The sequence below is a fragment of the Arthrobacter ulcerisalmonis genome (genome assembly GCF_900609065.1).
In the GTDB taxonomy this organism is placed as follows: Bacteria; Actinomycetota; Actinomycetes; order Actinomycetales; family Micrococcaceae; genus Arthrobacter; species Arthrobacter ulcerisalmonis.
The window spans coordinates 167,427-188,859 of sequence record NZ_UXAU01000019.1; the positions used below are offsets into that span (position 1 = coordinate 167,427).

Consider the following 21,433-nt stretch of genomic DNA (forward strand, 5'->3'; position numbering starts at 1 on the left):
CGGCGCTCACCAGGGGTCAAAGGTCCGCGCCAGTCAGCGCATGTCGCGCTGGCAGTGGCGTGACGCGGATGCCGATGATGCTTTCCCAGGCCAGCAAAATGGCAATGATGGCACCCAGTCCCGCAGCTCCCGGGCTGGCCAGGTAGTACAGGACAGGCAAGGTGCTGATCCACACGGCCGCGACGTAGCAAAACACCCACCGCCACGGATTGCCTGTCTCGGTCAGCGGCCCTTGGCGGGGGAGATCGCCCACTTTGCCGTTCTTGCGCAGCTCGTCCCGGCTCCGCCGCCGCCGACGTTCCACCCGGTGATGGAAGCCATTCCAGATCGGGCCGTTAAGCAGCGCGATATAGATCGTGGCCACCACGATGACCGCGATGGCGTGACCCAGCCAGCTGTTTGGGTTGGTCCAGCTGAAGCCCTGGTTGTAGCAGAACCACGCACTCCACCACGGGCTCGTGGAATCGGTCGAGGAGCTGCATTGCATCAGGAACCGGGCGGGCGCAAAGGACGTTACCGCGGCCAAGACAGACTCGGCTACACCGAATGCCACGGTGATCGCCAGGGCTCGGGTTGCCGTAAGGCTTTTCACCAGGACGCGATGCGGCCGCAACCGCCGATCGCCGGATGTGCCGAGAGGGATCGGGACTGAGCTCGGGAGGCCGCCGTCGGACACGGGAGCCGGCAGAATGAGCCGTGCGATCGGATCGATGACTTCGATGCGGTTCCGGGAATAGACAATGTGGTCGTAGATCAACGCGGACCGGTTGTAGACGGCGTGTTCCTCGGGACCTGGCCCGGGATCGTTGGGGTGGCTACGGTCGAAGAGTCTGCGGAACACCGGGCTGCAGCCGTTGGCGTCGGTACTGATGGGTCCGGCCGGTACAAAGTCGTACTTCCCCCACAGATTGACCCATCGAATGTCGGTGTTCTGGATCCAGTCCTTGACCGGGTCAGTCCCGCTGCCGCCCCACATCGCGTAGCCCAGAAGCCCGACGCCGCTGCCTACTGTCACGAAATTCTGGACCGAGGCGACGCTGTCTGGCCGGGTGTTCTGGAACAGGACCTGGCCAGCAACGGCCGCGCCTTGGCTGTGCGCCACCAGGGTGATGGGGATGCCCGAGTTCTGCCACGGTGCCAGGGTCCTGATGATGCGGGCGCGCATGGCGGCCGCCTGCAATGGCCGGCGCCGCCAGACCTGCGGATCGCCCAGGAACTCGGCAAAGAGCCCCACGAAAGCGCCCACGAACCTCCCCAGGCCGGGCACATTCGCGAGGATGATGACGACGCCGAGGATCACCATGGCGACGATCACCGCCAAAAATCCGGCCACCGCTGTCACCCCGCAGAAGGCGATCTGCTTGGCTTTTTCCACGATCCAGAACGGGTTCTTGAGGGCGAAGCGGCCGGGGTAGAGGTTCCAGCGCAGGAGGTACATGGACCGGCCAAACACTTTTCCCACCATGCTCCACGCCCAGGTGTAGGTGTCAGTGGCGGACGCGGGAACAAAGTCGGCGCCCCAGGAGGCTTCAGTCATCAGGATGGAGGCGTAGACGGGTTCGTGGTCGGGGAGGTGCTGGCGCAGGACTTTGGCCAGAAGCGCTGGCGTGTCGCCCACGGCGGAGGCTTGGCTGATGATCAGCGGTGCGCAGTCGTTGCAGTCGACGTCGTCGAGCGCGTAATCGCGAAGGCTCTGGGCCAGTGGCTGGGCCCATTCCTGCAGGGTTCCGCCTTTCAGGGCCTTGCCCATGCCGTGGACGAAAACCACCACGTGGTCCGGGGCCACCTCGTCCGGGCCAGGCGGCTGACCTGCAGCGTTGAGGCCGCCGAACAACGTTGCAAGCGCCGCTTTGAGGGACCACATGAGTACATAGTGCGCGCGCTGAGCCTGCAGCGGTAGAGCCGTGGCCACAACGGTCGCATCTGTGCGGTTATTTTGCGGCCAACCCCGGAGAACGGCGGTTCTTGATGAAGTCGAGGGCAACGTCAAAGACCAGGAAGACCAGCAGGCTGATTCCCAGGAGCGGCACGGCAATTCCGACGCCGGCGGCAACGAGTGCCACGCCAAGGGTCAGCGGCCACGGTGCGTTGCGGACGAAGGAACGTGCAGGCGGGCGCCCAGCAGCCCAGGCAGGACCTCTGGTGGGGCGGCGTTTCCACCACATGAGGTAGCCGCCCACGACGCTGGTGGCCAAGCCCAAGGCGATGATGACCAGCACCAGTTGATTGGCTAGACCGAACAGGACGCCCATGTGGGCGTCGATGCCCCAGCGGGTGAGTTTCGCGGGAAGGTTGAAGTCTTCATAGACCAGCTTGCTGCTGACAGTCATGGTGCTGGGATCAATAGCGACTGCGTCGGCCTGAGTAGGCCAAGATCTGTCGATTTCGGTCACTGTCCAGGCGGTGCCTTCCTTGGCCGGTGGTTTGATCTCGATCTTGCCTGCGTTGATGAGCGGTTCCTGGCGTGCAGCGGCGAGTACGTGGTCGTACATAGCCGGATCTGCCGTACCGGTTGTCATTGCGGCATGGTTGTGACCGCCGTGGTCGTGCTCACCGGCGGATGGGGTGGCCGCCGCGGGCGTCAGCGCGGTGGGGAGCTTGGGAGTAGTCCAGGCCAAAGACGAACGCAGGGTGGAGATGTTGTCACCGGCAAACTGCGACCACGTCAGGCCTGTGGCGGAGAGGAAGAGGAAGCCGAGCAGCAGTGCTGCGCCGCCGGTCGCGTGTACCTTGAGCAACTGAGGACGGCTGAAGCGTCCCTTCCGCACGGCCGTGGCAGGGCTTTGCCAGTCTTTTTCGTGTTTTTCGTGGTCGGTTTTCTTCGTCGGGGTTTGGTGAGCCACAGCAGCAGGCCGGCGAGGGCGATCACCCACAGCCAGGACGCAGCAAGCTCGCTGTACATGCGGCCAAAGTCGCCGAGGTGCAGGTTGCGGTGGAGTTGATCGATCCACGTTCGGAACGGCAGGACGCCGGTGGTGCCGTAGACGGTCAGATCGCCGCGGACTTCAGCGTTGGCAGGATTGATGAAGATCGCCCGGGATTCCGATTCGCCCAAGTTTGGGTCGGCGAACATGATGCGGGTCGTGTCCCCTGGTTTGGGGGCAGGCTGGACAGCTGAAGGTTGCTGGTCTCCTACTATTTGCTGCGCCGCACGAATCTGCTCGGATAGGGGCACCGAGGTCTGGGAGACAGGAACATGGAGTTCCTTGTCGTAGATGCCCTCCTCCATCGCAGGGGTCAGCGCGTACAGTGCGCCCGAGAGCGCGGCGATGAGCAGGAAGGGGCCGACAAAAACACCGGCGTAGAAATGGAGCCGGCGAAGCAGGGCCCTCAGGGGACCCCCAGTCCGTTGCCCGGTTACTCGGGGCGACTCGGCGGGTGTGCCGCGGTCAATGGTGATGGTGTTTGTCATGACGTTTGTTCTTCCTCGAAAAAGCTCCCACCGGTCGCAGTGACGAGGCGGAGCGCAGGGCAAGGGGCAGCGCACCGTGACCACCCTTCCGGGGGATGGTTCACGGGCGCTGGGTGAGTAATGGTTTAGGTGAAGAGCTGGTCCCCGATGAATCCGCCGGGTTGGCACCCCGGCGGGACGGCAAAGACGGCTGAGCCCACAGGGGTGGTCCACTCATTGAGCAGGTCCAGCTCGTCCAAACGGCGTTGGATCGGCACGAATTGCCGTTCCACGTCTGCCTGGTAGGAAACGAAGATCAGCCCGGAGTCGGACACCGCACCAGAAATGGACGCGGCGTCGTAGTTGAAAGCCCTCCGGAAGATCCGCTGGGTTTCGTCCTCTGGGCGTGCACGGCGTAGGTGGGAGAACTCCGCAATGATGGGAAACCCCACAGGATTGACCGCCGCGAAGTCCGGTTCCTCGTGTTCAGTGGTTCCGGTCAAGGGAGCCCCGTTGGACAGCTTGCGCCCCACGGATTCTTCCCGGCCGGAACGGTCCAGTTCATCCCATTTGTCCAGGTTCATCCTGATTCGCCGGATGACCAGGGACGTGCCGTTCTCCGTCCACGCGGGGATCGCGTCAGTGCCGTAGACAACCTCTTCAAAATGTCCGGTACCGGCAGATGGGTTGGTTGTTCCATCCACTTGGCCGAAGAGATTGCGCGTGGTTGTACCCGGCTTCTCAGTCCCGTAGGCCCGGCGAAACCCCGTTTGCACCCACCGGACACTGGTAAAGCTCCGGCTGTCCTTGAGCAGCATCCGTTGGGCGTGTGCCACGGTCAGGGGATCATCACCGCAGATCTGCAGCAAAAGATCTCCGCCGGTGAACTCCGGGACCAACCGGTCCACGGAGAACGCCGGGAGGTCCTTCAGCCACGCCGGACGACGCCGCGGCGCCACCACATCCACCAAAGCGGATCCAAAACCGAAAGTCACCGTCAGCCGCGCCGGGCGCAGGGCAAGTTCACCCTCAGTGTCCGCCAACGCAGCCTTGCCTTGGGTCAGGTTGGCAGCATCGTCGCTCAAGAGCTTCAAGAGAGCCTTCACGCGCTGGGGCGTGGACTCCGGTCGAAGATCTAGCGCGATGAATATGCCGTGTGCCTGGGCGTCGGTACCGATCCCGGCCTGGCGGGCGCCGTGGAAAGGAACCGTCTCCGAACCGTTCGCGTCAAGTACTGCAGGAGGTGCCGCGGCCTGGGTTTGGCTGGCCGTCAGCTGCGCGCCGGCAGCTGCCAGGGCACCGAGGCCGGCGGCCGCTCCACCGAAAAGCAGATGACGTCGCCGGACACCGGTTTCCTGCCGGTCCGGGCCTTCAGTGGGGGTAGTCACTACTTCGACGGGGCTGGCGTAGCAGGCTCGCTGTGGTTGTGGTCCATGGAATCGTGGCCCGCATGGTCCTCAGAGGGGCTGCTTTCGCCTGGCACATAGTTTTCATTGGCGCCCGCGAAGTCCTTGCCCTGGGCAGTGAAGGCAACCGTGCCGCCGTCGGACGTCTTCAGCTCAAAACTGATGTCGTCCCCAGCGAGGACAGGTTTCGCCAGGCCCATGAGCATTATGTGGTTCCCGCCTGGTTCGAGCGTCAGCTCGCCCCTGGCGGGTATTACGAAGCCACCCTGCTTCGCCTGCATCTGCATGCTGCCGTTGTCGCCCATGACGGTTTCGTGCAGTTCAACCATGGGTGATTCAGGGGTGGTGGCACTGATGACCGTGACATCTTTGTCGCTGGTGTTGCGGATGGTGCCAAATGCTGCAGACATTCCTGAATCTGCGGCTTTGACCCAAGGCTCTGAGACTGTCAGCGCCGCGGCGGCGCTAGAGGTTGCCGCAGAGGAAGGGCTCGACGCCGGGGTGCTGGCTTGGGCGCACCCGGTCAGTGCCAACCCGGCTGCTGCGAGAACGGATAGTACGGGGTAAAGGGCTTTCTTAGGCATGATGATGCTCCTCGTGGAGTAAAGCCCTTCACGGAGGACGTATGGCGTCCGTGAAGGGAAAGTAAATGATGAGAACGGCGGTCAATCTCTTCGGGTCGCGGCTTTACGGACCCCAACCACGACAGCCCACAGCAGGTAGAGGGCGACGCCACCGATGGCGCCTATTCCGGCAGCCGGAAGCCAGCCGGGCAATGTGGCAGGTGTTCCGTCGCTTGCAGGAGTATCCGGTGACGGCTGCGTGGCTGAGTCGGCTTTCGCTTGAGGTGCGACCGTCCCAGCACTAGGGGCCGGGACGGAGCCAGGTTGAGCGTCAGCTCCTACCAGGAACGAGTAACTGCCGTTGATCGGGTGCCCATCGCTGGACACCACCCGCCAACGAACCTGGTATTCACCAGCCGGGAGGTCAGCGGCCAACGGCTGCGTCAGGGTCTCCCGGTCAAGGACAGACATCCCCTGAACCCAATTCTTCAAACCGGCATCGACCACACGGATCTCATGACCGATCTTCAGCAACGGTGCACTGAACCGCAAAGCGACACTCGACGGTGTGGTGGCAAAACGTTCATTGGCGTCGGGGGTTGACGAGACTAACTCGTCATGGGCGGATGCTGACGGCGCGCCGACCAAGGCTAAACCAAGGCACAACACAGCCAGCAGCAGGAGCTTCCTGCTGCCATGGATCCGCCATGTGAATGAATGCAAGGAATAACTTGCCATGGCTGCTTCCCGCCCCGCGACCACCGTTGGCGGGCAGGGCTAAGTGGGTGGTGAAGGCGTCTTACGCCTGATACACGACCGGAAGCAGCGGCGGCCCGCGATGCCGCATCACCAGCAACGGGACACCAAGATTACGCAGTGGCCGGACAGGCCAGTCCGACGGATCACACGGTGCCTCCGCTGACACCGCCAAAGGGTGAAACACAGGCAGGAACGGAATTAACGTCAGCCCCAATGCCTGAATCAGCCGGAGGGCTGCAACTTCACCATGCCGCAACGCCGCAATCGTCAGTACAGCCGCGATTGCGTGCCCCACCCACATCACCGGGCTGGAATGATCCATTCCGTCCACAGCGGTGGCCGGGTCCAGCATGATGTGGGCCGAATGCCCGGAGTGGCCGGAAGATGAGCCTGCCGCCACAGGTGCATGGGGCGAAGTCCCAAGACTGAAAAGTCCATGGAAGACGGCCTGGCTGAGAACAACAGCGGCGCTCAGTCGCCAGAGCGACAGGGAGCGGCCGGCCAATGCCGTGCACACCAGCCCGGACAACGCCAGCGACAACAGGGCAATGGCAGCGTCAGGAGGAGGACCGCCGGCAAGAACGTGCGAGGAAGCAGCCAAAAACGTAGCCACACCGGCCGCGACAAGGCCGCGCAAAAGGCGCACCCCGCGTCCAGTCATCAGCCCCTCTTTTCGCCCGCCGGCAACCGAATCCGTCCTGGCTGCGTCTACTCGCGGATCAGTCTACTTCTACAAGACGTCGAAAAGGAACAAGCTCGAGTGGCCGACTCAAAAGGGCCAGGGGAGGCACAGACGACGCCGGCACCTGCCTGCGTGCCGACGTCGAACGTTTCCAAGCGGTTCAGGCTGCCGGTGCCCGCCGAATGGCCGTGCGGATGGTGGTGCGCAGGGTGAGGTGGTTTTGGCGACTGACAGCGATGACGGCTGCGATACCGGTAACGAGGACGATGATGCCGCCCACAGCGACGGACCAACGGGCGCCGTACTCGGATCCGATCCAGCCCATCAACGGTGCACCCAATGCTGTGCCGCCGTGCAGGATGCCCAGGTAGAGCGCCAGGACCCGGCCGCGGAACTGCGGTTCCACGGAGAGTTGGATGCTGGTGTTGCAGCTGTTGAGGAACGTGATGGATGCCAACCCGACGGGGATGAGGACCACAGCGTAGATCCAGAACGTCGGCGAGATGCTGCCCAGAATGGTGAATGCACCCAGGCCGATGGCGCCACCCAGAAGCAGCCGGAGGCGTGGTCCGGACCTGCGAGCGGCCAGCAGGGCGCCGGCCAGCGTACCTACCGCCATGATGGAGCCGAGCAGGCCGAACTCGCCCGGCCCCACCCGGAATTCGGTGGTGGCCATGAGGGCGTTGGTGACGGGGAAGTTCATCCCGAACGCGCCCAGGACGCCTACCAGGACCATGATGAGGACAAGGTCCGGGCGCTGGCGGACGTAGCTGACGCCTTCTAGGACCTGGTGCTTGCTGCGGCTGACCGGCGTGGGCGGGGTGAGCCTGTCCACCCGGATCCGGAACAGCGAGATGATGACGGCGGCAAAGCTGGCTGCGTTGATCAGGAAGACCGGGCCAGTGCCCACCCAGGCGATCAGCACGCCTGCGATGGCAGGGCCGGTGAGTCGGGCCGTGTTGAAAGAGGCCGAGTTGAGTGCCACAGCGTTGGGAATGTGGTCCTGGTCCACGAGTTCCGAGACAAAGGATTGGCGGGCAGGTGCGTCGATGGCGCTCGCGATACCCAGAAGCAATGCGGCCAGGTACGCGTGCCAAAGTTGGGCGGTGCCGGTGACCACCAGCAGGCCGATCGCGAGTCCAGTCAATCCCATGGCCAGTTGGGTCCAGAGCAGGATGATGCGTTTGCGGTACCTGTCGGCAAGGACGCCACCGTAAGGGCCCAGCAACAACATGGGAAGGAACTGCAAGCCGGTGGTGATGCCCACTGCTGCGCCGGAATGATTGGTGAGGACCGTCAGGACCAGCCAGTCCTGGGCCACCCGCTGCATCCAGGTGCCGACGTTGGAGACCAGCGCGCCGCCGGCCCAGATCCGGTAGTTGGGGTTTTCCAGGGCCCTGAACATGGCGCTCATTTGGCGCTCAATTGCTGCATCAGGTGAGCTGCCCGGCTGAGGACGAGCCGGTCTTCTTCGCTGAGGGTAGCCACGCGTTGGGCCAGCCACGCTGTCCGCTCATTGCGGGCCTCAGCGAGCACTTCTCGGCCGGCTTCGGTGATGTCGATGTTAACCTGCCGGCCGTCCGTGGGATGGGACTGGCGGGCAACGAATCCCTGCTCGTCGAGGGCATTGACGATCCGGTTCATTGAGGGCGCCTGGACGTGCTCCAGGTCGGCCAGCTTCCGTAGTGTCTGCGGGCCGCCGGTGAGTTGGGCCAGGACCGAGTACTGGCCGGGGGTGATGACTTCGCCGGTGGCCTCGATGCGGAGCCTGCGGGATGTCCGCATCACCGCGGTCCGGAGGTCGATGGCGAGAGTATCTGGCTGGGTGGCGTCTGGTGTTTCCGGGCTGGTGGTGGTTTGGGGCATGTTCGCGGGTGCGCCTCCTTGGCGATAATAGTTAGCAATGCTAATTAGTTCTGCTAACGATTATGCTCCTCTTGCGGCGCGACGGCAAGGTCCTGCGGGGTGTGCTTGGTCTCTCAAGCGCGGCGTCAGCCCGTATGTGCGTCCCGGACGTCCGACGGCGTCTGGCCCTGTAGAACCCAACGGTTACCATCCGGATCGGTCAAGGAAGCGAACAGCACCCCACCCATGTCCTGCACCTCCGTGACATCCGCTCCTCGACCTGCCAGCTCGGCATAAAGCTCGTGGAGATCCGGCACCACCAACTGCAAACCCTCGAGGCTGCCGGGCACCATGCTGGTCATGCCGGTGCCAATCACAATGGATGTGGCCGATCCAGGGGGAGTCAACTGGACCACCCGCATGCCGGGAATGTGTTCCACATCGTGATCCACGGTGAAACCAAGGGTGTCCGAGTAGAACGCCTTGGCACTGTCCACATCGGACACGGGAACCTGTACTACTTCGAGTCGCATCTGCATGCGGTCACTCTACGCCGGGAGGCTGCAGCAGTGGGGAGGGCTGCACCAAGCTCAAGATCAGCTCAAGGACCGATCAGGGTTGCGTCCAGCACCGTGCCCCTGGACGCGCTGCCAGCTACTGGCCAATAGGCTCAGGGCGGTTTCTCACAAACGTCGCAACACCGACGGAAAGTGGTGTTGATTCATGCGCAGTTCGACGCGCCGATCGAGGAAAATGGGGCCTCCGGGCTTGGTTGAGAAGAGGCCCTTGTATGTTCAGCTCATGAAAGAAGGGCACTCCAACCGGGCAGCATGCAGGATTCTAGGGATCAACCCGAACACGGGCCATCGTTGGTTGCATGGACGCAACGGTGTCGAGGGCTTGGTGCAGCAAGGCTTGGATCCGAGGCCTCGTAAGGCGGTTCCTGCGGCAGGTGGGTCCAGCCGCTATTTGTCAGAGGACGAACGCATCTTCATCGCCGACCGGTTGCTGGTTCGGGCAAGCCTCCGATCCATCGCTCGTGATCTTGGGCGGTCCCCGTCCACAATCAGCAGGGAGTTGGCTCGGAATCGCCCCGACTCCCGTCGCTATCATCCGTTCCGCGCCCAGAAAATGGCACAGAAGAGAAGGCCGCGGCCAAGGCTGGCCAAGCTTGCCGGTGATGAGGAGTTGCGGCATTACGTCGTGGAGTGCCTGTCGAAGCGGTGGAGCCCTCAGCAGGTCTGCCGGGCCTTGAAGAAACGGTTTCCAGGAGAAAAGCATCGGCATCTGGCACATGAAACGGTCTACCGCGCGCTTTACCATTTGAGCATCCGCCCCGTTCCAGCCGGGTCTGCTCGGCTGCTGCGCTCGGGTAAGTTCAGCAGACGGCCGCGGTCCAGGACCAAGGTGAAGCCACGCCAGTACATTGCTGATGCTCTGAAGATCGGTGACCGCCCAGCCCACATCGCTACCCGGGAAGAAGCGGGCCATTGGGAAGGCGACCTCATCATGGGGAAGGGGAACAAATCAGCGATAGTGACGCTGGTGGAACGCTCTTCCCGGCTCCTTGTCGCCTTCGCGCTCCGTCCAGGCAACAGGTCCGATAACATGCGTGACCAGCTCATTGAGGCCCTGCGGGTCCTGCCGGCCACGCTGCGGAGGACGTTGACGTGGGACCGTGGCTCGGAGATGGCCAAGCACGCTGAGGTCACCGCGGCGCTGGGGACGCTCGTGTACTTCTGTGATCCGGCCAGCCCCTGGCAACGTGCTTCGAACGAGAATGCCAACGGCCTGCTCCGCCAGTACTTTCGTAAGGGTGCAGACCTCAGCACGGTAGAACAAGCCGAAGTCCGCTTCGCCGCGGATGAGATCAACAGCCGTCCCCGTGCCGTCCTCGGGTGGGACAGTGCAACCGTCCGGTTCACTTCCCTCCAAACGCTCGCTGCGCTTCAGGACACTGCGGGTTCCACTGTCGCCAAAGGCACGGTTCCGCTGCCCACAACCGGGGACAATCCTTATGGGTTATCCACCGCTGCGGCTGACAGGGAGCTACCCCAATGGCTCCCAACTTCAGCCGTGGATAACCCGAATTGACCCCCAGATGTGGACAGCTGGAGAGGGCACGCGCCTGATCGTTTCAGAAAGTAGGCGGCTCGTTCCCGTAATGGCATCTTGGTAGGTAGCTGCGACCTGATTGCCGGATCCCCGGTTACCAGGGACTACACGACAATTAGAAGCTCCTGTGTGGATACGAGCGATAGAAGTCGTCAGGACCCCAGATTTTCGGTTGAGTGCATCCGGCGGATGAGGGTGAGGCCGGCACCTACCAGGAGGCGCGCTCCGGCGGCCAGGGCGAGCAGGACGATGAAGGCCAGGAATTGCCCAAGGAGCATGAGGAACGCCACGCCAACCGTGGCGGCGTACGTCAAGTGGAATGCGAGCATCGAAAGATCAGTCCTGGACTCATGCCTACTGGCCGGGGGCCCGTATGATGCGGCGCTGGGTTGCAGCAGCGATGGCGGCCGTGCGGTTGTCCACACCGAGTTTGCCGTAGATGTGCACAAGATGGGTTTTCACTGTTGCTTCGGAGACGAAGATCTGTTTGGCGATGGCCCGGTTGGATAACCCGGTGGCCAGCAATTCAAGCAGTTGGATTTCGCGCGCGGTGAGCATAGTCGCGGGATTGTTAATCCGGCCCATGAGCAGGGCTGCGACTCTCGGTGCCAGTGCCGTCTGGCCAGCGGCGGCGGCCATTACGGCCTGATGGATTTGTTCGGGAGGGGCGTCTTTCAGCATGTAACCGCTGGCTCCTGCTTCCACCGCGGCCAGGATGTCGGCGTCCGTGTCGTAGGTGGTAAGGATCAGGACAGGCGGAGGATCCTCCAGCAGCTTGATCCGCGATGTGGCCGTGACTCCGTCCATTCCGGCGCCCATCTGCAGATCCATGAGCACGACATCAACCCGCTCACCCAGAATTTGTAGCCGTTTCAGTTCCTTCAGCGCTGCTTCACCATCGGCCGCTTCCGCTGCCACCGAGATACCCTCGAAGGCGGTGAGCATCGCCCTCAGTCCGGCCCTGACAACGGGATGGTCATCGACTAGCAGAATGCGAATATCCTTCATTACTCTTCCCTCCAGGGAGTCTCGTCCAGGGGCAGGCGGACGGCCACTACCGTCCCCTCCCCGGGGGCTGATTCCAGGTCGAGGGAACCGTTGAGTACGCTCACCCGTTGCTGTAACGACCGGATCCCGTAACCGCTCCCATCCGTCCGGGCCTCCGTCCGCGCCGTTAACCCGGAGGGATCAAAGCCGACACCGTCATCATAAATATCCATGGTGACCTCGCTGCCCAGAAATGCGATCGTCACCACAGCGTTCCCGGCTCCGGCGTGGTCCCTGACGTTGGCGAGGCTGGCCTGCGCGGCGCGGAGCAGGGTCACCCGGTACGGCTGCGGCAGCTCCACGGGGTCACCGTCGAGTTCGAACCTGCATCGCAACCCCAGCCCACGGGCGGCAGCGCTGGTTTCGGTGCTCTCGCAGAGCCGGCGCAGACTCTCGATCAGGGAAGCTCCCTGCAGCTGCGGGGAGGAGAGTCCGCGCACGAAACTACGGGCCTCTGCCAGGTTCTCCGACGCGGTCTGCTGAACCAGCGCAAAGCGTGCAGCGGCGGTAGCGGTGTCTCCGTCCGCGAGCGACTTTTCTGCCGCGCGGGCCACCAGAACGATGCTCGAGAAGCCTTGGGCGAGGGTGTCGTGGATTTCCCGGGCCAGCCTCTCGCGCTCGGCCAGGACGCCGGCGTCGTGCTGGGACGCGTCCAGCTCCGCACGGGTCCGGCGGAGTTCATCGGCTGCACGGCGCTGGTTCTCGGCTTCCCGGTAGAGCGCCAGGTAGGCAAGTCCGGTCACGACAGCGAAGGCAGCACCGAACAGCGGGCCAATGACGACCGCCGGCTGGGGGACGGGGAGCCCGCTGGCAGTCCATTGGGCGGCAATGACCGCCGCCGTCATCAACGCGATCGTCAGCAGCGCAATCCGACGCGGCAGCAGGTGCAGGTGGAGGAAGAAGAGGGGAAACGCCAGCCAGGCGAAATCGGCGCTCCCCGCGAGCAGGAGGAACCACAGCGCGGTGATGATTCCCAGCCACAGGACACCGTAGCGGCGGGGGTCGAATCCCGTGCCGCCGGCGGCGGAGCGCTTTTCCAGGATCGTCCCAGTGAGATACACACCGGCCAGAACAAACGCGGCCCCGGCCCAGACATACCTCAGGGGGTCCGCCCCGTCCGTTACCAGCAGCCTCAGGACAGCCACTCCAAGCAGGGCGGCGAAACCGACGTGCAGGGCGACCCTCAATACGCGAAGGATCGCAAAAGAGGGCGGTGTTGTGTCGAGACCGCCGGGCAGGCCCTCGCCCGGTCCTAAGGGACCGACGCTGTCCGGTGCGGGAAGTGGGTCTGTGGCGGGCATTGGATCAGCTTATGCGCCCCCGGTCCGGTGCGGGTCAACCAAAAGGTTGACCCGGGGATCAACCATTCGTCCGCCGCATATCGACCATCTGCACCATGGCGCGGACCCATGCCCGCGGGAGAGTGGATATAGGAGCTTTTCGGCCACCGCATCATCCACTGAAAGAAGAGAAACGTGTTTCTTGCTATCCGCGACATCCGCTTTGCCAAGGGCAGGTTCGCCCTGATGGGCGGCGTCGTCGCCCTGATCACCTTGCTGCTCGTCATGCTCTCAGGACTGACGGCCGGCTTGGGGGACCAGTCGACCTCGGCCATTGACAAACTCGGCACAGTCAACGGCAGCGGAGTCCCGTCCCAGGCGGTGGACAGCATTGTCTTTGGCGCCCCGGGCACCAACGAGCCCAAGGCCTCCTTCACCGAAAGCGAAGTCACCGCTGCGCAGCTCGACAGCTGGAAGAACCGCGCCGGCGTACAGGACGCCGAAGCCTTGGGCATCAGCCAGACCCGGTTCCAGGCCGTAGCCGGGGACACCGGAGCCGGTACCGGCACCACCAACGTCGCCGTGTTCGGCGTCGCACCCGAGGGCCAGCTCGCACCGTCCCGCGTCAGCGCCGACACCGTCGTCATCGGCAAGACCGTCGCCAAGGCCCTTTCCCTGAACACCGGCGACAAAGCCAACGTCGGAGGCACCGAACTGACCGTCAGCGCCGTAGTCGAGGACCAGTGGTACTCCCACACCAGTGTCGTCTGGACTGCCCTTCCGACCTGGTCGAAGCTGGCCCACCTGTCCGACCCAGAACAGCTCGGAACCGTCGCCGCAATCACCTACAAAGACGGCGCCACGGTGGACGAAGCCGCCGCCAACAACGCAGCCCACACCGTCAGCGCTTCCCGCACCGGGTCCTTCCAGGCCCTGGGCTCCTACAAGAGCGAGAACGGATCCCTGACCCTGATGCAGGCCTTCCTCTACGGCATCTCCGCCCTGGTCATCGTGGCCTTCCTGACCGTCTGGACCGTCCAGCGGACCCGCGACATCGCGGTCCTCAAGGCCATGGGAGCCTCCGGTGGCTATGTCCTGCGTGACGCCATCACCCAGGCGGCCATCGTCCTGCTCGCAGGTGCCGGGCTCGGCGGCGGGATTGGCATCCTCGGCGGCTTCTTCGCAGCGAAAGCAGCCCCCTTCCTGGTCACCCCCGCGACGACGCTGCTGCCGATCCTGGGAATCATCGCCCTCGGCCTGGCCGGCGCGGCCCTGGCCGTCCGACGCGTCACCAAAGTCGACGCCCTGATCGCCCTCGGCGGCAACTAAACCCTCCCGCAGCCCCTGAACCCTCCCCGCGCACGTCCACAAAGGAAGTACCACCATGTCCTCCACCAGCCCCCTCAACCTCGTCAACGTCACCCTTGAATACCCGGACGGGGACGGAACCATCAAAGCCCTGGACACCGTGAACCTCACGGTCGGGGCCGGTCAGATGATCTCCCTCGTCGGCCCCTCCGGTTCCGGTAAATCCAGCCTCCTGGCCGCCGCCGCCACCCTCGTCCGGCCCACCCACGGCCTCGTGCTCATCGACGGCACCGACGCCACCGGGCTCGGCGACAAAGACCTCACCGCGCTGCGCCGGGAAAAGATCGGCATCATCTTCCAACAGCCGAACCTGCTCGCGTCCCTGACCGCCGCAGAACAACTCATCATCGGCGACCACCTGCGCGGAAAATCCGTCAAAGCCGCCCGCGCCAAAGCCTCGGAGTTACTCGACATCGTCGGACTCGCCTCCAGCGCGGACAAACGCCCGCACCAGCTCTCCGGCGGCCAGCGCCAACGGGTCAACATAGCCCGCGCCCTGATGGGCGACCCCAAGGTCCTTCTCGTGGACGAACCAACCGCGGCCCTGGACCACGAACGCAGCAACTCCATCGTCCGGCTCCTACGCCGCGTCACCGACGACTTCATGGTCGCCACCGTCATGGTCACCCACGACACCGAATTCGTCCCACTGACCGACTCGGTCGCCACCATGCGCGATGGAAGACTCACCGCCCCCGTGCTCACCAACGCCTAACGGCCACCCCGCCCACACCTGCGCACATCACGCCGGCCCCCGGCACCATTCCGGGGAGCCGCCGCCTCCCACCCCCATCAAGCCAAGGACCAAACGCCATGAAAAAGCTCTACTACGCCGCCTTCACCTACATGATCGCCGGACTGGCGTCCGGGCTGTTCTACCGCGAATTCACCAAAGCCAACGACTTCACCGGCAACAGCCAGCTTTCCGTGCTCCACACCCACCTCCTGGCCCTGGGCATGCTCTTCTTCCTCACCGTCCTGGCACTGGATAAAGTCTTCAGCCTTTCCGGCCTGCGCATGTTCAACGCGTTCTTCTGGACCTACAACGCCGGCCTGGCCCTCACCACGGCGATGATGATCCTCAGCGGCGTCCTCACCGTCCAGGGCACCACGCCCTCGGCCGCCATCGCGGGCATTTCCGGGCTGGGTCACATCGGCCTCACCGCCGGCCTGGTCCTGCTCTTCATCACCCTCGGCAAACGCGTCACCGGCAAAGCAACCGCCGAAGCCGAACTCACCCCCGCCAACTGACCCCACTGATCCGAAAGCGGCAGATATGACCCTGCAAGCGACTCCCACCGGCACCCGGAAACGATGGGCCGGCCTAGCCGTACTCGCGGCCGGGCTGTCCATGATCGTCATCGACGGAACCATCGTCGGGGTCTCGCTGCCGGCCATCATCACCGACCTGAAACTCGGCCTCCCCCAGGCCCAATGGGTCAACAGCCTCTACTCCATAGTTTTCGCAGCGCTCCTGCTCACAGCAGGAAGGCTCGGGGACCGCATCGGCCGGCGGCGGCTCTTCATTACCGGGGTGCTCGTCTTCGTTATCGGCAGCCTGCTCGCCGCCTTGGCGCAAGAAGCGGTCCCGCTCATCAGCGCCCGGGTCATCCAGGGAATCGGAGGCGCGCTGGTCCTGCCCACCACCTTGTCCACAGTCAACGCCACCTTCCGGGGCAAGGACCGTGCCACCGCTTTCGGAATCTGGGGCGCTGTCATCTCGGGGGCCGCCGCAATCGGACCACTGCTCGGAGGATGGCTGACCAGCACCTTTTCCTGGCAATGGATCTTTCTCGTCAACGTCCCGCTCGGCGCGGCCGTCGTCGCCGGCGCGCTCCTGACAGTCCCGGAAACCCGGGCACGGATCACCGCGCCCGGCCTCGATGTTGACGGACTGCTCCTGAGCAGCCTCGGCTTCGGGTTCCTCGTCTTCGGACTAATCGAGGGAAGCTCCCTGGGCTGGTGGACGCCCACCGCGCCCCTGACCGTGCTCGGGATGACCTGGCCCGTCACCGCACCCGTCTCGGCCGCCCCCGTGTCCCTCCTCGCCGGGGCAGGGTTCCTCACGCTCTTTATCCTGTGGGAACGCCACCGCGCCAGGATCGGACGGTCTGCGATCCTGGACCTGAACCTGTTCAACACCGGAACCTTCCGCTGGGGAAACCTCACGGCCATGGTCGTAGCGACCGGTGAATTCGGGCTCCTCTTCGTATTACCGCTCTTCCTGGTCAACGTCGCCGGACTCTCCGCCCTGGGCGCGGGCGTCATTCTGGCGGCGATGGCCGCCGGCGCATTCATCGCCGGAGCCCAGGCACGCCACCTCTCGGCCCGCATCGGCGCACCCAACGTCGTCACCCTAGGTCTGGGCCTGGAAATCTTCGGCGTGCTCCTCCTGGCAGTCTTCCTCCGGCCGGAAGCGTCCCCGGGGCTTCTGGCCACCCTGCTTGCCATCTACGGGCTCGGACTCGGACTCGCCTCCGCTCAATTGACCCAAACGACCCTCGCCGACATCGCGGTGGAACGCTCCGGCCAGGCCTCCGCCACCCAGAGCACGGTGCGTCAGGTCGGCGCCGCACTCGGCGCAGCAGTCCTGGGCGGCGTCCTTTCGTTCAGCCTCCCCCGGACTATGGCCCTCACCGGCGTCCCTGACCCGGCCGCCAAGGACCTAATACTCCAAACCCGGGACAGCGCCGGTGGTCTCATCGCGGCCCTCCGCGAACAAGGAACCGCCGGAGCGTTCGGTCCCCGGGGACCGGGCATCGTCCAGGAGCTCGCCTCCGGATTCAGCGACGCAACCCGTATCACTCTGGTCGTCTGCAGCCTCTTCCTGGCCATAGGGTTCGCCGCGTCCCTGCGCGTCGCAGCGATATCCCGCACCAGCCAGAACAGTCCGCCACCGTCCGACCACACCGATTAGCCCGTCCCGTTCCGACACAATCCCGCCGGAACGAGGCGCAGCCCAGCCGACCCTCTTCTTCGGGGCAGCGAACTCAAAACCCACGTCCCACACCACGGTGACGACCTCAGGAGCACAAAAGCATGGATCCAGGACGAATCATCTTAGTCACCGGAATGATCGGGTTGCTGGCGTTGATCATGATGCTGCTGGCGCTCCTGTCCCGGCGGATCCTGGGCGTGCGCATCGGAGCGATGCGCACTCTCATGGCCCTCATCGTGGCGGTCGGGGCGGAATATCTCTTCGAGTCCCAGATCCTCTGGCAGACCCCGGACCGCGGACTGGCCTATGTAAGCATCCAGTTCGGCATCGCACTGTTCACAGCATTTTTGTTCCTGGTCGTCGCCGAACTCGTCGTCCCCCGCGGAGTGTTGCCCCCGCCCCACACCTGGCTGGCCTCGCTGCGGGCCGGATCCCAGCGAGGGATCCGGTACTCCCAGATCCTGCGCATAGGCGCCAAGCACGGGCTCCTCCCGCTCCGGTCCTCAAACGACCCGGAGGTCAACGCCGACCGGGCGAGATCCCTGCGCCTGGCCCTGGAGGAGGCAGGCGCCACCTTCGTGAAGTTCGGTCAGATGCTCTCCACCCGACCGGATCTGCTGCCTCCGGAATACATCACCGAACTCTCCCGGCTCCAACAACACGTGACACCGGTGTCCTGGGATCTGGTACGCCAAATACTCGAAGAAGACGCCGGCAGGCCCGTCGCCGAAGTCTTCGCCGACTTCGACGAAACCCCCCTCGCGGCCGCGTCGATCGGACAGGTCCACCGGGCCACCCTCCACGACGGATCCCGAGTTGCAGTCAAAGTCCAGCGCCCCAACATCCGGCGCAAGGTGGCGCTTGACTTGGACATTGCCGTGCGGATCGGGAAAATGCTCGAAAATTCCACGGCCTTCGGCGGCTCGTTGGGTACGGAGGCACTGGCCCGCGGCTTCGCGGAAAACCTGCGCGAAGAACTGGACTACGAGCAGGAGGCGCGCAACATCATCGCCCTCCGCACCGCCGTCGCAAAGCACCCCGACGAGGTGCGAGTCGTCATCCCGTTCCATGTCCCTGAGCTCTGCACATCCCGAGTGCTCGTCATGGAAATGCTGGACGGACGCACGTTCAGCGACCCCGTTACAGCAAGCTCCATGGGCGCTGAATCCCGGAAAACCTACGCCACCCAGCTGACGCGCAGCCTTCTGCGGCAAATCATGATCGACGGGACATTCCACGCAGACCCGCACCCGGGAAACATCATCGTCCTAGCTGACGGCCGGCTGGGCCTGGTTGACTTCGGCTCCGTAGGCCGACTGGATCACGAACTCCGAACCAGCATCCAACAAGTCGTATTGGCCATCGACCGGGCCGATGCAGGACTCCTGGTCAACGCGCTCTTCGAAGTTGTTATCCGCCCCGACGAGATCGATGTGCCGGTCCTCAAACGAACCCTCAGCCAGTTCATGGGCACATCCCTCCAGCCTGGCGTCCCCCTGGACCTGAAAGCCATCAACGAGCTAATACGCATCCTCGCCAGATTCGACCTCGCAATTCCCCCTGCCCTGGCCGGCGCCTTCCGCGCCATAGCCACCATTGAAGGAACCCTGACCTCCCTCGCACCCGGCTTCGACATCGTCGCAGAAGCCCGCACATTTGCGGGCGCCCAAATCGGCGAACACTTCACCCCCGGAGGAATCAAGGAAACCGTCCAGCGCGAACTGCTCGACACCCTTCCCATCCTCCGCAGAATGCCACGTCATATCGACCAGCTCGCCGCAGCCCTGCAGGAAGGCCACCTCAGCGTCAACGTCCGGCTCCTCGCTGACCGCCGCGACCGGGAAGTGCTGACCCGCATGCTAGGTCAAGCCCTGCTCACACTCATCGCCGGAGTCCTCGGAATCATGGGCGTCATCCTGCTCGCCTTCGGTCAGAGCGCCGAGGTCGCCCCCGGCCTGCCCCTTTTCCACGTCATCGGCTACAACCTCGCCGGCATAGCCGCCGTTCTCATGCTCCGCGTCCTCTATCTGGTCTTCAACACCCGCACTAAACCAACAGGTAACCCAAAGACTCTCTGACCCAATGAAGGACGCCTTGCAGGGAACGAATCAGCCCTCGTGCCTGCGAATTAACCGACACAGCCACCGTCTGACTTACCCTTGTCTCCAGGGCGGGCCGTACCTATCTTCGCCCACAGAACGCCCAGCCCGGCTCGCTTCTACGGACACTTCGACCATTCCGTGTAGGCCACTTCTCAAATCAACAGCTGCATCGTCGTTGCACAGAAAACACCGTCCCGTAAGACTCGTCCGCTGAAGCGTCAGACAGGAACCGGCGGGTCCCTCCGGCACACTCCCCGGGGCTATCGAAAGTGTCTTCCGCTGCGGCTGTCTTCGATTGAACCTGTCATTCATTTGGCTCAAGCCGGCAGCGACTTCGATGGCAAGGAACGGACTCTGATAGCTCTAAATCGAACCTGTTGCGACGTTTGTGAGAAACCGCCCAGTCCGGCACCATCGCCACGCACCATCCGGCCCCAATTTCCGTGGGCCTTCATCATTTGGGGAAATCAAGAATGTCGAACTACCAGACCTTTATGGGTCCGGCCAGCTCTGCCGATGCGCCAGAGCCGCCACGCAAACCACGTAAGTCCACCTTCATTGTGGCTGCCATCGTTGCTCTTTTCATGATCATCGGCGCCGCCAGCAGTGGCCTTGGCGGCGCACTGATCTTCCTGGCCATTGCCGCAGGCCTGACGGGCCTCTACGTCCTGGCCACCGGTCGCCGGTCGTGGGCGTGGTTGCCCGCCCAGCGAAAGTCCGGCGCTGTTGCGCTCGGCGTCTCGCTGGTCCTCTTCATTGCAGGCGGGCTGACAGTCCGCCCCGCCGAATCGTTGGAACTGGAGTCTGCGGCGTCGGCGGCAACGGCCGCAGCTGCGTCGCCCACGGCGAGCGCCTCCGCATCTGCCAGCCCTACGCCGTCGGCCACCCCAACGGCAGCGGACACCGGCGCACCCCTGGATCCGGACAAGCCATTCGCCTTAGCCCAGGGCGTCAGCGCAACTGCGCCCAATGTCCAGCCTGCCCATGGCTCCACCGCGCTGCAGGTCTTGGCCACGTTGCCCATCAAGGGCAGGGCACCGAAGACCGGTTACGACAGGGCGCTGTTCGGCCAGGCGTGGGCCGACGTTGACCGCAACGGTTGCGATACGCGCAACGACACCCTCAAACGCGACTTGACCTCGGTAGTCTTCACCAACAGCGTTCCCTGCAAGGTCCAGTCCGGCAATCTCGCCGACCAGTACACCGCCACCACCATCAGCTTTGTGCGCGGCTCGGCCACCAGCAACGCCGTCCAGATCGATCACGTGGTTGCCCTCAGTGATGCGTGGCAGAAGGGCGCCCAGCAGCTCAGCGCAGAGCAGCGGACCGCCTTCGCCAACGACCCGCTGAACGTCCAGGCCACCGATGGTCCCACCAACCTGAAGAAGGGCGACGGTGACGCTGCCACCTGGTTGCCGCCCAACAAGGAGTTCCGCTGCGAGTATGTGGCCCGGCAGATTTCGGTGAAAGCCAGCTATGGACTTTGGGTCACCGCGGCCGAGCACGACGCCATGACCCGCATCCTGGACAACTGTTCCGGTCAGTTGGCTCCCACCAACCAGCCGGCTCCCGAGCCCGCTCCCGCCGTTGTGGAGCCCGCACCCGTGGCACCCGCACCGGTCCAGGCGCCGCCAGCCCCTGCTCCGGCCCCCGCCGTTGTTCCTGCCCCGGCGCCAGCCGTTGTTCCCGCTCCAGCACCTGCGCCTGCTGTGGTTCCGGCTCCGGCACCTGCTCCCGCGGCCAACTTTGTTCATCCGGGTGCTTTCTGCAGCGGCGGAACGGGTATCAGTAAAACGGGCAAAGCAATGGTCTGCGCTCCTGGCTCTGATGGCCGAATGAGGTGGCGGAGCGCCTGACGTCAGCGGCCGCCGTCGGGAATTCCCGACGGCGGCCGTTGCGTTTGCGGGGACGGCGCGGCACGGGTTGCTGGCTTGCTG

Annotated in this window: 20 protein-coding genes; 7 read left to right on the forward strand and 13 right to left on the reverse strand. The window is 64.2% G+C overall.

Annotation, left to right across the window (positions count from 1 at the left end; genetic code table 11):
* Positions 1 to 16: 16 nt before the first annotated feature.
* The 10 genes from PSET11_RS06415 to PSET11_RS06455 form a co-directional block, all read right to left on the reverse strand.
* Positions 17 to 1,864: a hypothetical protein gene (locus tag PSET11_RS06415; protein WP_124091271.1), complete on the reverse strand. Its 1,848-nt coding sequence runs from the start codon at positions 1,862 to 1,864 to the stop codon at positions 17 to 19.
* Positions 1,865 to 1,931: 67 nt separating this feature from the next.
* The gene (locus PSET11_RS16870) at positions 1,932 to 2,768 is read right to left on the reverse strand and encodes a PepSY domain-containing protein (protein WP_238989058.1); all 837 of its coding nucleotides are present in this window, start codon (positions 2,766 to 2,768) and stop codon (positions 1,932 to 1,934) included.
* Positions 2,666 to 3,412 carry a PepSY-associated TM helix domain-containing protein gene (locus PSET11_RS16875; RefSeq protein WP_238989059.1) on the reverse strand — a complete coding sequence of 249 codons (747 nt, stop codon included), beginning with the start codon at positions 3,410 to 3,412 and terminating at the stop codon, positions 2,666 to 2,668. Before PSET11_RS16875 ends, PSET11_RS16870 begins: the two co-directional genes overlap by 103 nt.
* A gap of 125 nt (positions 3,413 to 3,537) precedes the next feature.
* Positions 3,538 to 4,779 carry a Dyp-type peroxidase gene (locus PSET11_RS06425; RefSeq protein WP_124091272.1) on the reverse strand — a complete coding sequence of 414 codons (1,242 nt, stop codon included), beginning with the start codon at positions 4,777 to 4,779 and terminating at the stop codon, positions 3,538 to 3,540.
* On the reverse strand, positions 4,779 to 5,381 hold the full coding sequence (locus PSET11_RS06430) for a copper chaperone PCu(A)C (protein WP_124091273.1): 603 nt from the start codon (positions 5,379 to 5,381) through the stop codon (positions 4,779 to 4,781). Before PSET11_RS06430 ends, PSET11_RS06425 begins: the two co-directional genes overlap by 1 nt.
* Positions 5,382 to 5,462: 81 nt before the next feature.
* Positions 5,463 to 6,083: a copper resistance CopC family protein gene (locus PSET11_RS06435; protein ID WP_160118966.1), complete on the reverse strand. Its 621-nt coding sequence runs from the start codon at positions 6,081 to 6,083 to the stop codon at positions 5,463 to 5,465.
* Positions 6,084 to 6,159: 76 nt separating this feature from the next.
* Positions 6,160 to 6,780, reverse strand: a complete 621-nt coding sequence (locus tag PSET11_RS06440; RefSeq protein WP_124091275.1) for a hypothetical protein — start codon at positions 6,778 to 6,780, stop codon at positions 6,160 to 6,162.
* 181 nt (positions 6,781 to 6,961) lie between these two features.
* A complete protein-coding gene (locus tag PSET11_RS06445) occupies positions 6,962 to 8,215 on the reverse strand; it encodes an MFS transporter (RefSeq protein ID WP_124091276.1) in 1,254 nt (417 codons plus the stop codon).
* Positions 8,212 to 8,667, reverse strand: coding sequence for a MarR family winged helix-turn-helix transcriptional regulator (locus PSET11_RS06450; RefSeq protein WP_124091277.1), 456 nt, complete (start codon positions 8,665 to 8,667; stop codon positions 8,212 to 8,214). The genes PSET11_RS06445 and PSET11_RS06450 overlap by 4 nt, the downstream gene beginning before the upstream one ends.
* A gap of 125 nt (positions 8,668 to 8,792) precedes the next feature.
* Positions 8,793 to 9,185 (reverse strand): VOC family protein, encoded by a 393-nt coding sequence (locus PSET11_RS06455; protein ID WP_124091278.1) that lies wholly within the window; start codon positions 9,183 to 9,185, stop codon positions 8,793 to 8,795.
* 262 nt (positions 9,186 to 9,447) lie between these two features.
* Here PSET11_RS06455 and PSET11_RS06460 point away from each other — a divergent pair, with 262 nt between their 5' ends.
* Positions 9,448 to 10,740 carry an IS30 family transposase gene (locus tag PSET11_RS06460; protein WP_203415918.1) on the forward strand — a complete coding sequence of 431 codons (1,293 nt, stop codon included), beginning with the start codon at positions 9,448 to 9,450 and terminating at the stop codon, positions 10,738 to 10,740.
* A gap of 173 nt (positions 10,741 to 10,913) precedes the next feature.
* Here the strand turns inward: PSET11_RS06460 and PSET11_RS16625 are convergent, their stop codons facing one another.
* The 3 genes from PSET11_RS16625 to PSET11_RS06470 are packed head-to-tail and all read right to left on the reverse strand — an operon-like array spanning position 10,914 to position 13,109.
* A complete protein-coding gene (locus tag PSET11_RS16625) occupies positions 10,914 to 11,090 on the reverse strand; it encodes a hypothetical protein (RefSeq protein ID WP_160118967.1) in 177 nt (58 codons plus the stop codon).
* A gap of 25 nt (positions 11,091 to 11,115) precedes the next feature.
* Positions 11,116 to 11,769 (reverse strand): response regulator transcription factor, encoded by a 654-nt coding sequence (locus PSET11_RS06465; protein ID WP_124091279.1) that lies wholly within the window; start codon positions 11,767 to 11,769, stop codon positions 11,116 to 11,118.
* Positions 11,769 to 13,109 (reverse strand): sensor histidine kinase, encoded by a 1,341-nt coding sequence (locus PSET11_RS06470; RefSeq protein WP_124091280.1) that lies wholly within the window; start codon positions 13,107 to 13,109, stop codon positions 11,769 to 11,771. Before PSET11_RS06470 ends, PSET11_RS06465 begins: the two co-directional genes overlap by 1 nt.
* A 174-nt stretch (positions 13,110 to 13,283) precedes the next feature.
* Between PSET11_RS06470 and PSET11_RS06475 the strand changes: the two genes are divergently transcribed.
* From PSET11_RS06475 to PSET11_RS06500, 6 genes are all read left to right on the forward strand, one after another.
* Positions 13,284 to 14,417 carry an ABC transporter permease gene (locus PSET11_RS06475; protein WP_124091281.1) on the forward strand — a complete coding sequence of 378 codons (1,134 nt, stop codon included), beginning with the start codon at positions 13,284 to 13,286 and terminating at the stop codon, positions 14,415 to 14,417.
* Between the two features lie 55 nt (positions 14,418 to 14,472).
* Entirely contained in the window at positions 14,473 to 15,171 is a 699-nt protein-coding gene (locus PSET11_RS06480; protein ID WP_124091282.1) for an ABC transporter ATP-binding protein, read from the forward strand.
* Positions 15,172 to 15,269: 98 nt separating this feature from the next.
* Complete coding sequence (locus PSET11_RS06485) at positions 15,270 to 15,707, forward strand: DUF2871 domain-containing protein (RefSeq protein ID WP_124091283.1); 438 nt, start codon at positions 15,270 to 15,272, stop codon at positions 15,705 to 15,707.
* Between the two features lie 25 nt (positions 15,708 to 15,732).
* Positions 15,733 to 17,373 carry a DHA2 family efflux MFS transporter permease subunit gene (locus tag PSET11_RS06490; RefSeq protein WP_124091284.1) on the forward strand — a complete coding sequence of 547 codons (1,641 nt, stop codon included), beginning with the start codon at positions 15,733 to 15,735 and terminating at the stop codon, positions 17,371 to 17,373.
* A gap of 122 nt (positions 17,374 to 17,495) precedes the next feature.
* Positions 17,496 to 19,472: an ABC1 kinase family protein gene (locus tag PSET11_RS06495; RefSeq protein ID WP_124091285.1), complete on the forward strand. Its 1,977-nt coding sequence runs from the start codon at positions 17,496 to 17,498 to the stop codon at positions 19,470 to 19,472.
* A gap of 497 nt (positions 19,473 to 19,969) precedes the next feature.
* Positions 19,970 to 21,352 carry an HNH endonuclease family protein gene (locus PSET11_RS06500; protein WP_124091286.1) on the forward strand — a complete coding sequence of 461 codons (1,383 nt, stop codon included), beginning with the start codon at positions 19,970 to 19,972 and terminating at the stop codon, positions 21,350 to 21,352.
* The last annotated feature ends 81 nt before the right edge of the window (positions 21,353 to 21,433 follow it).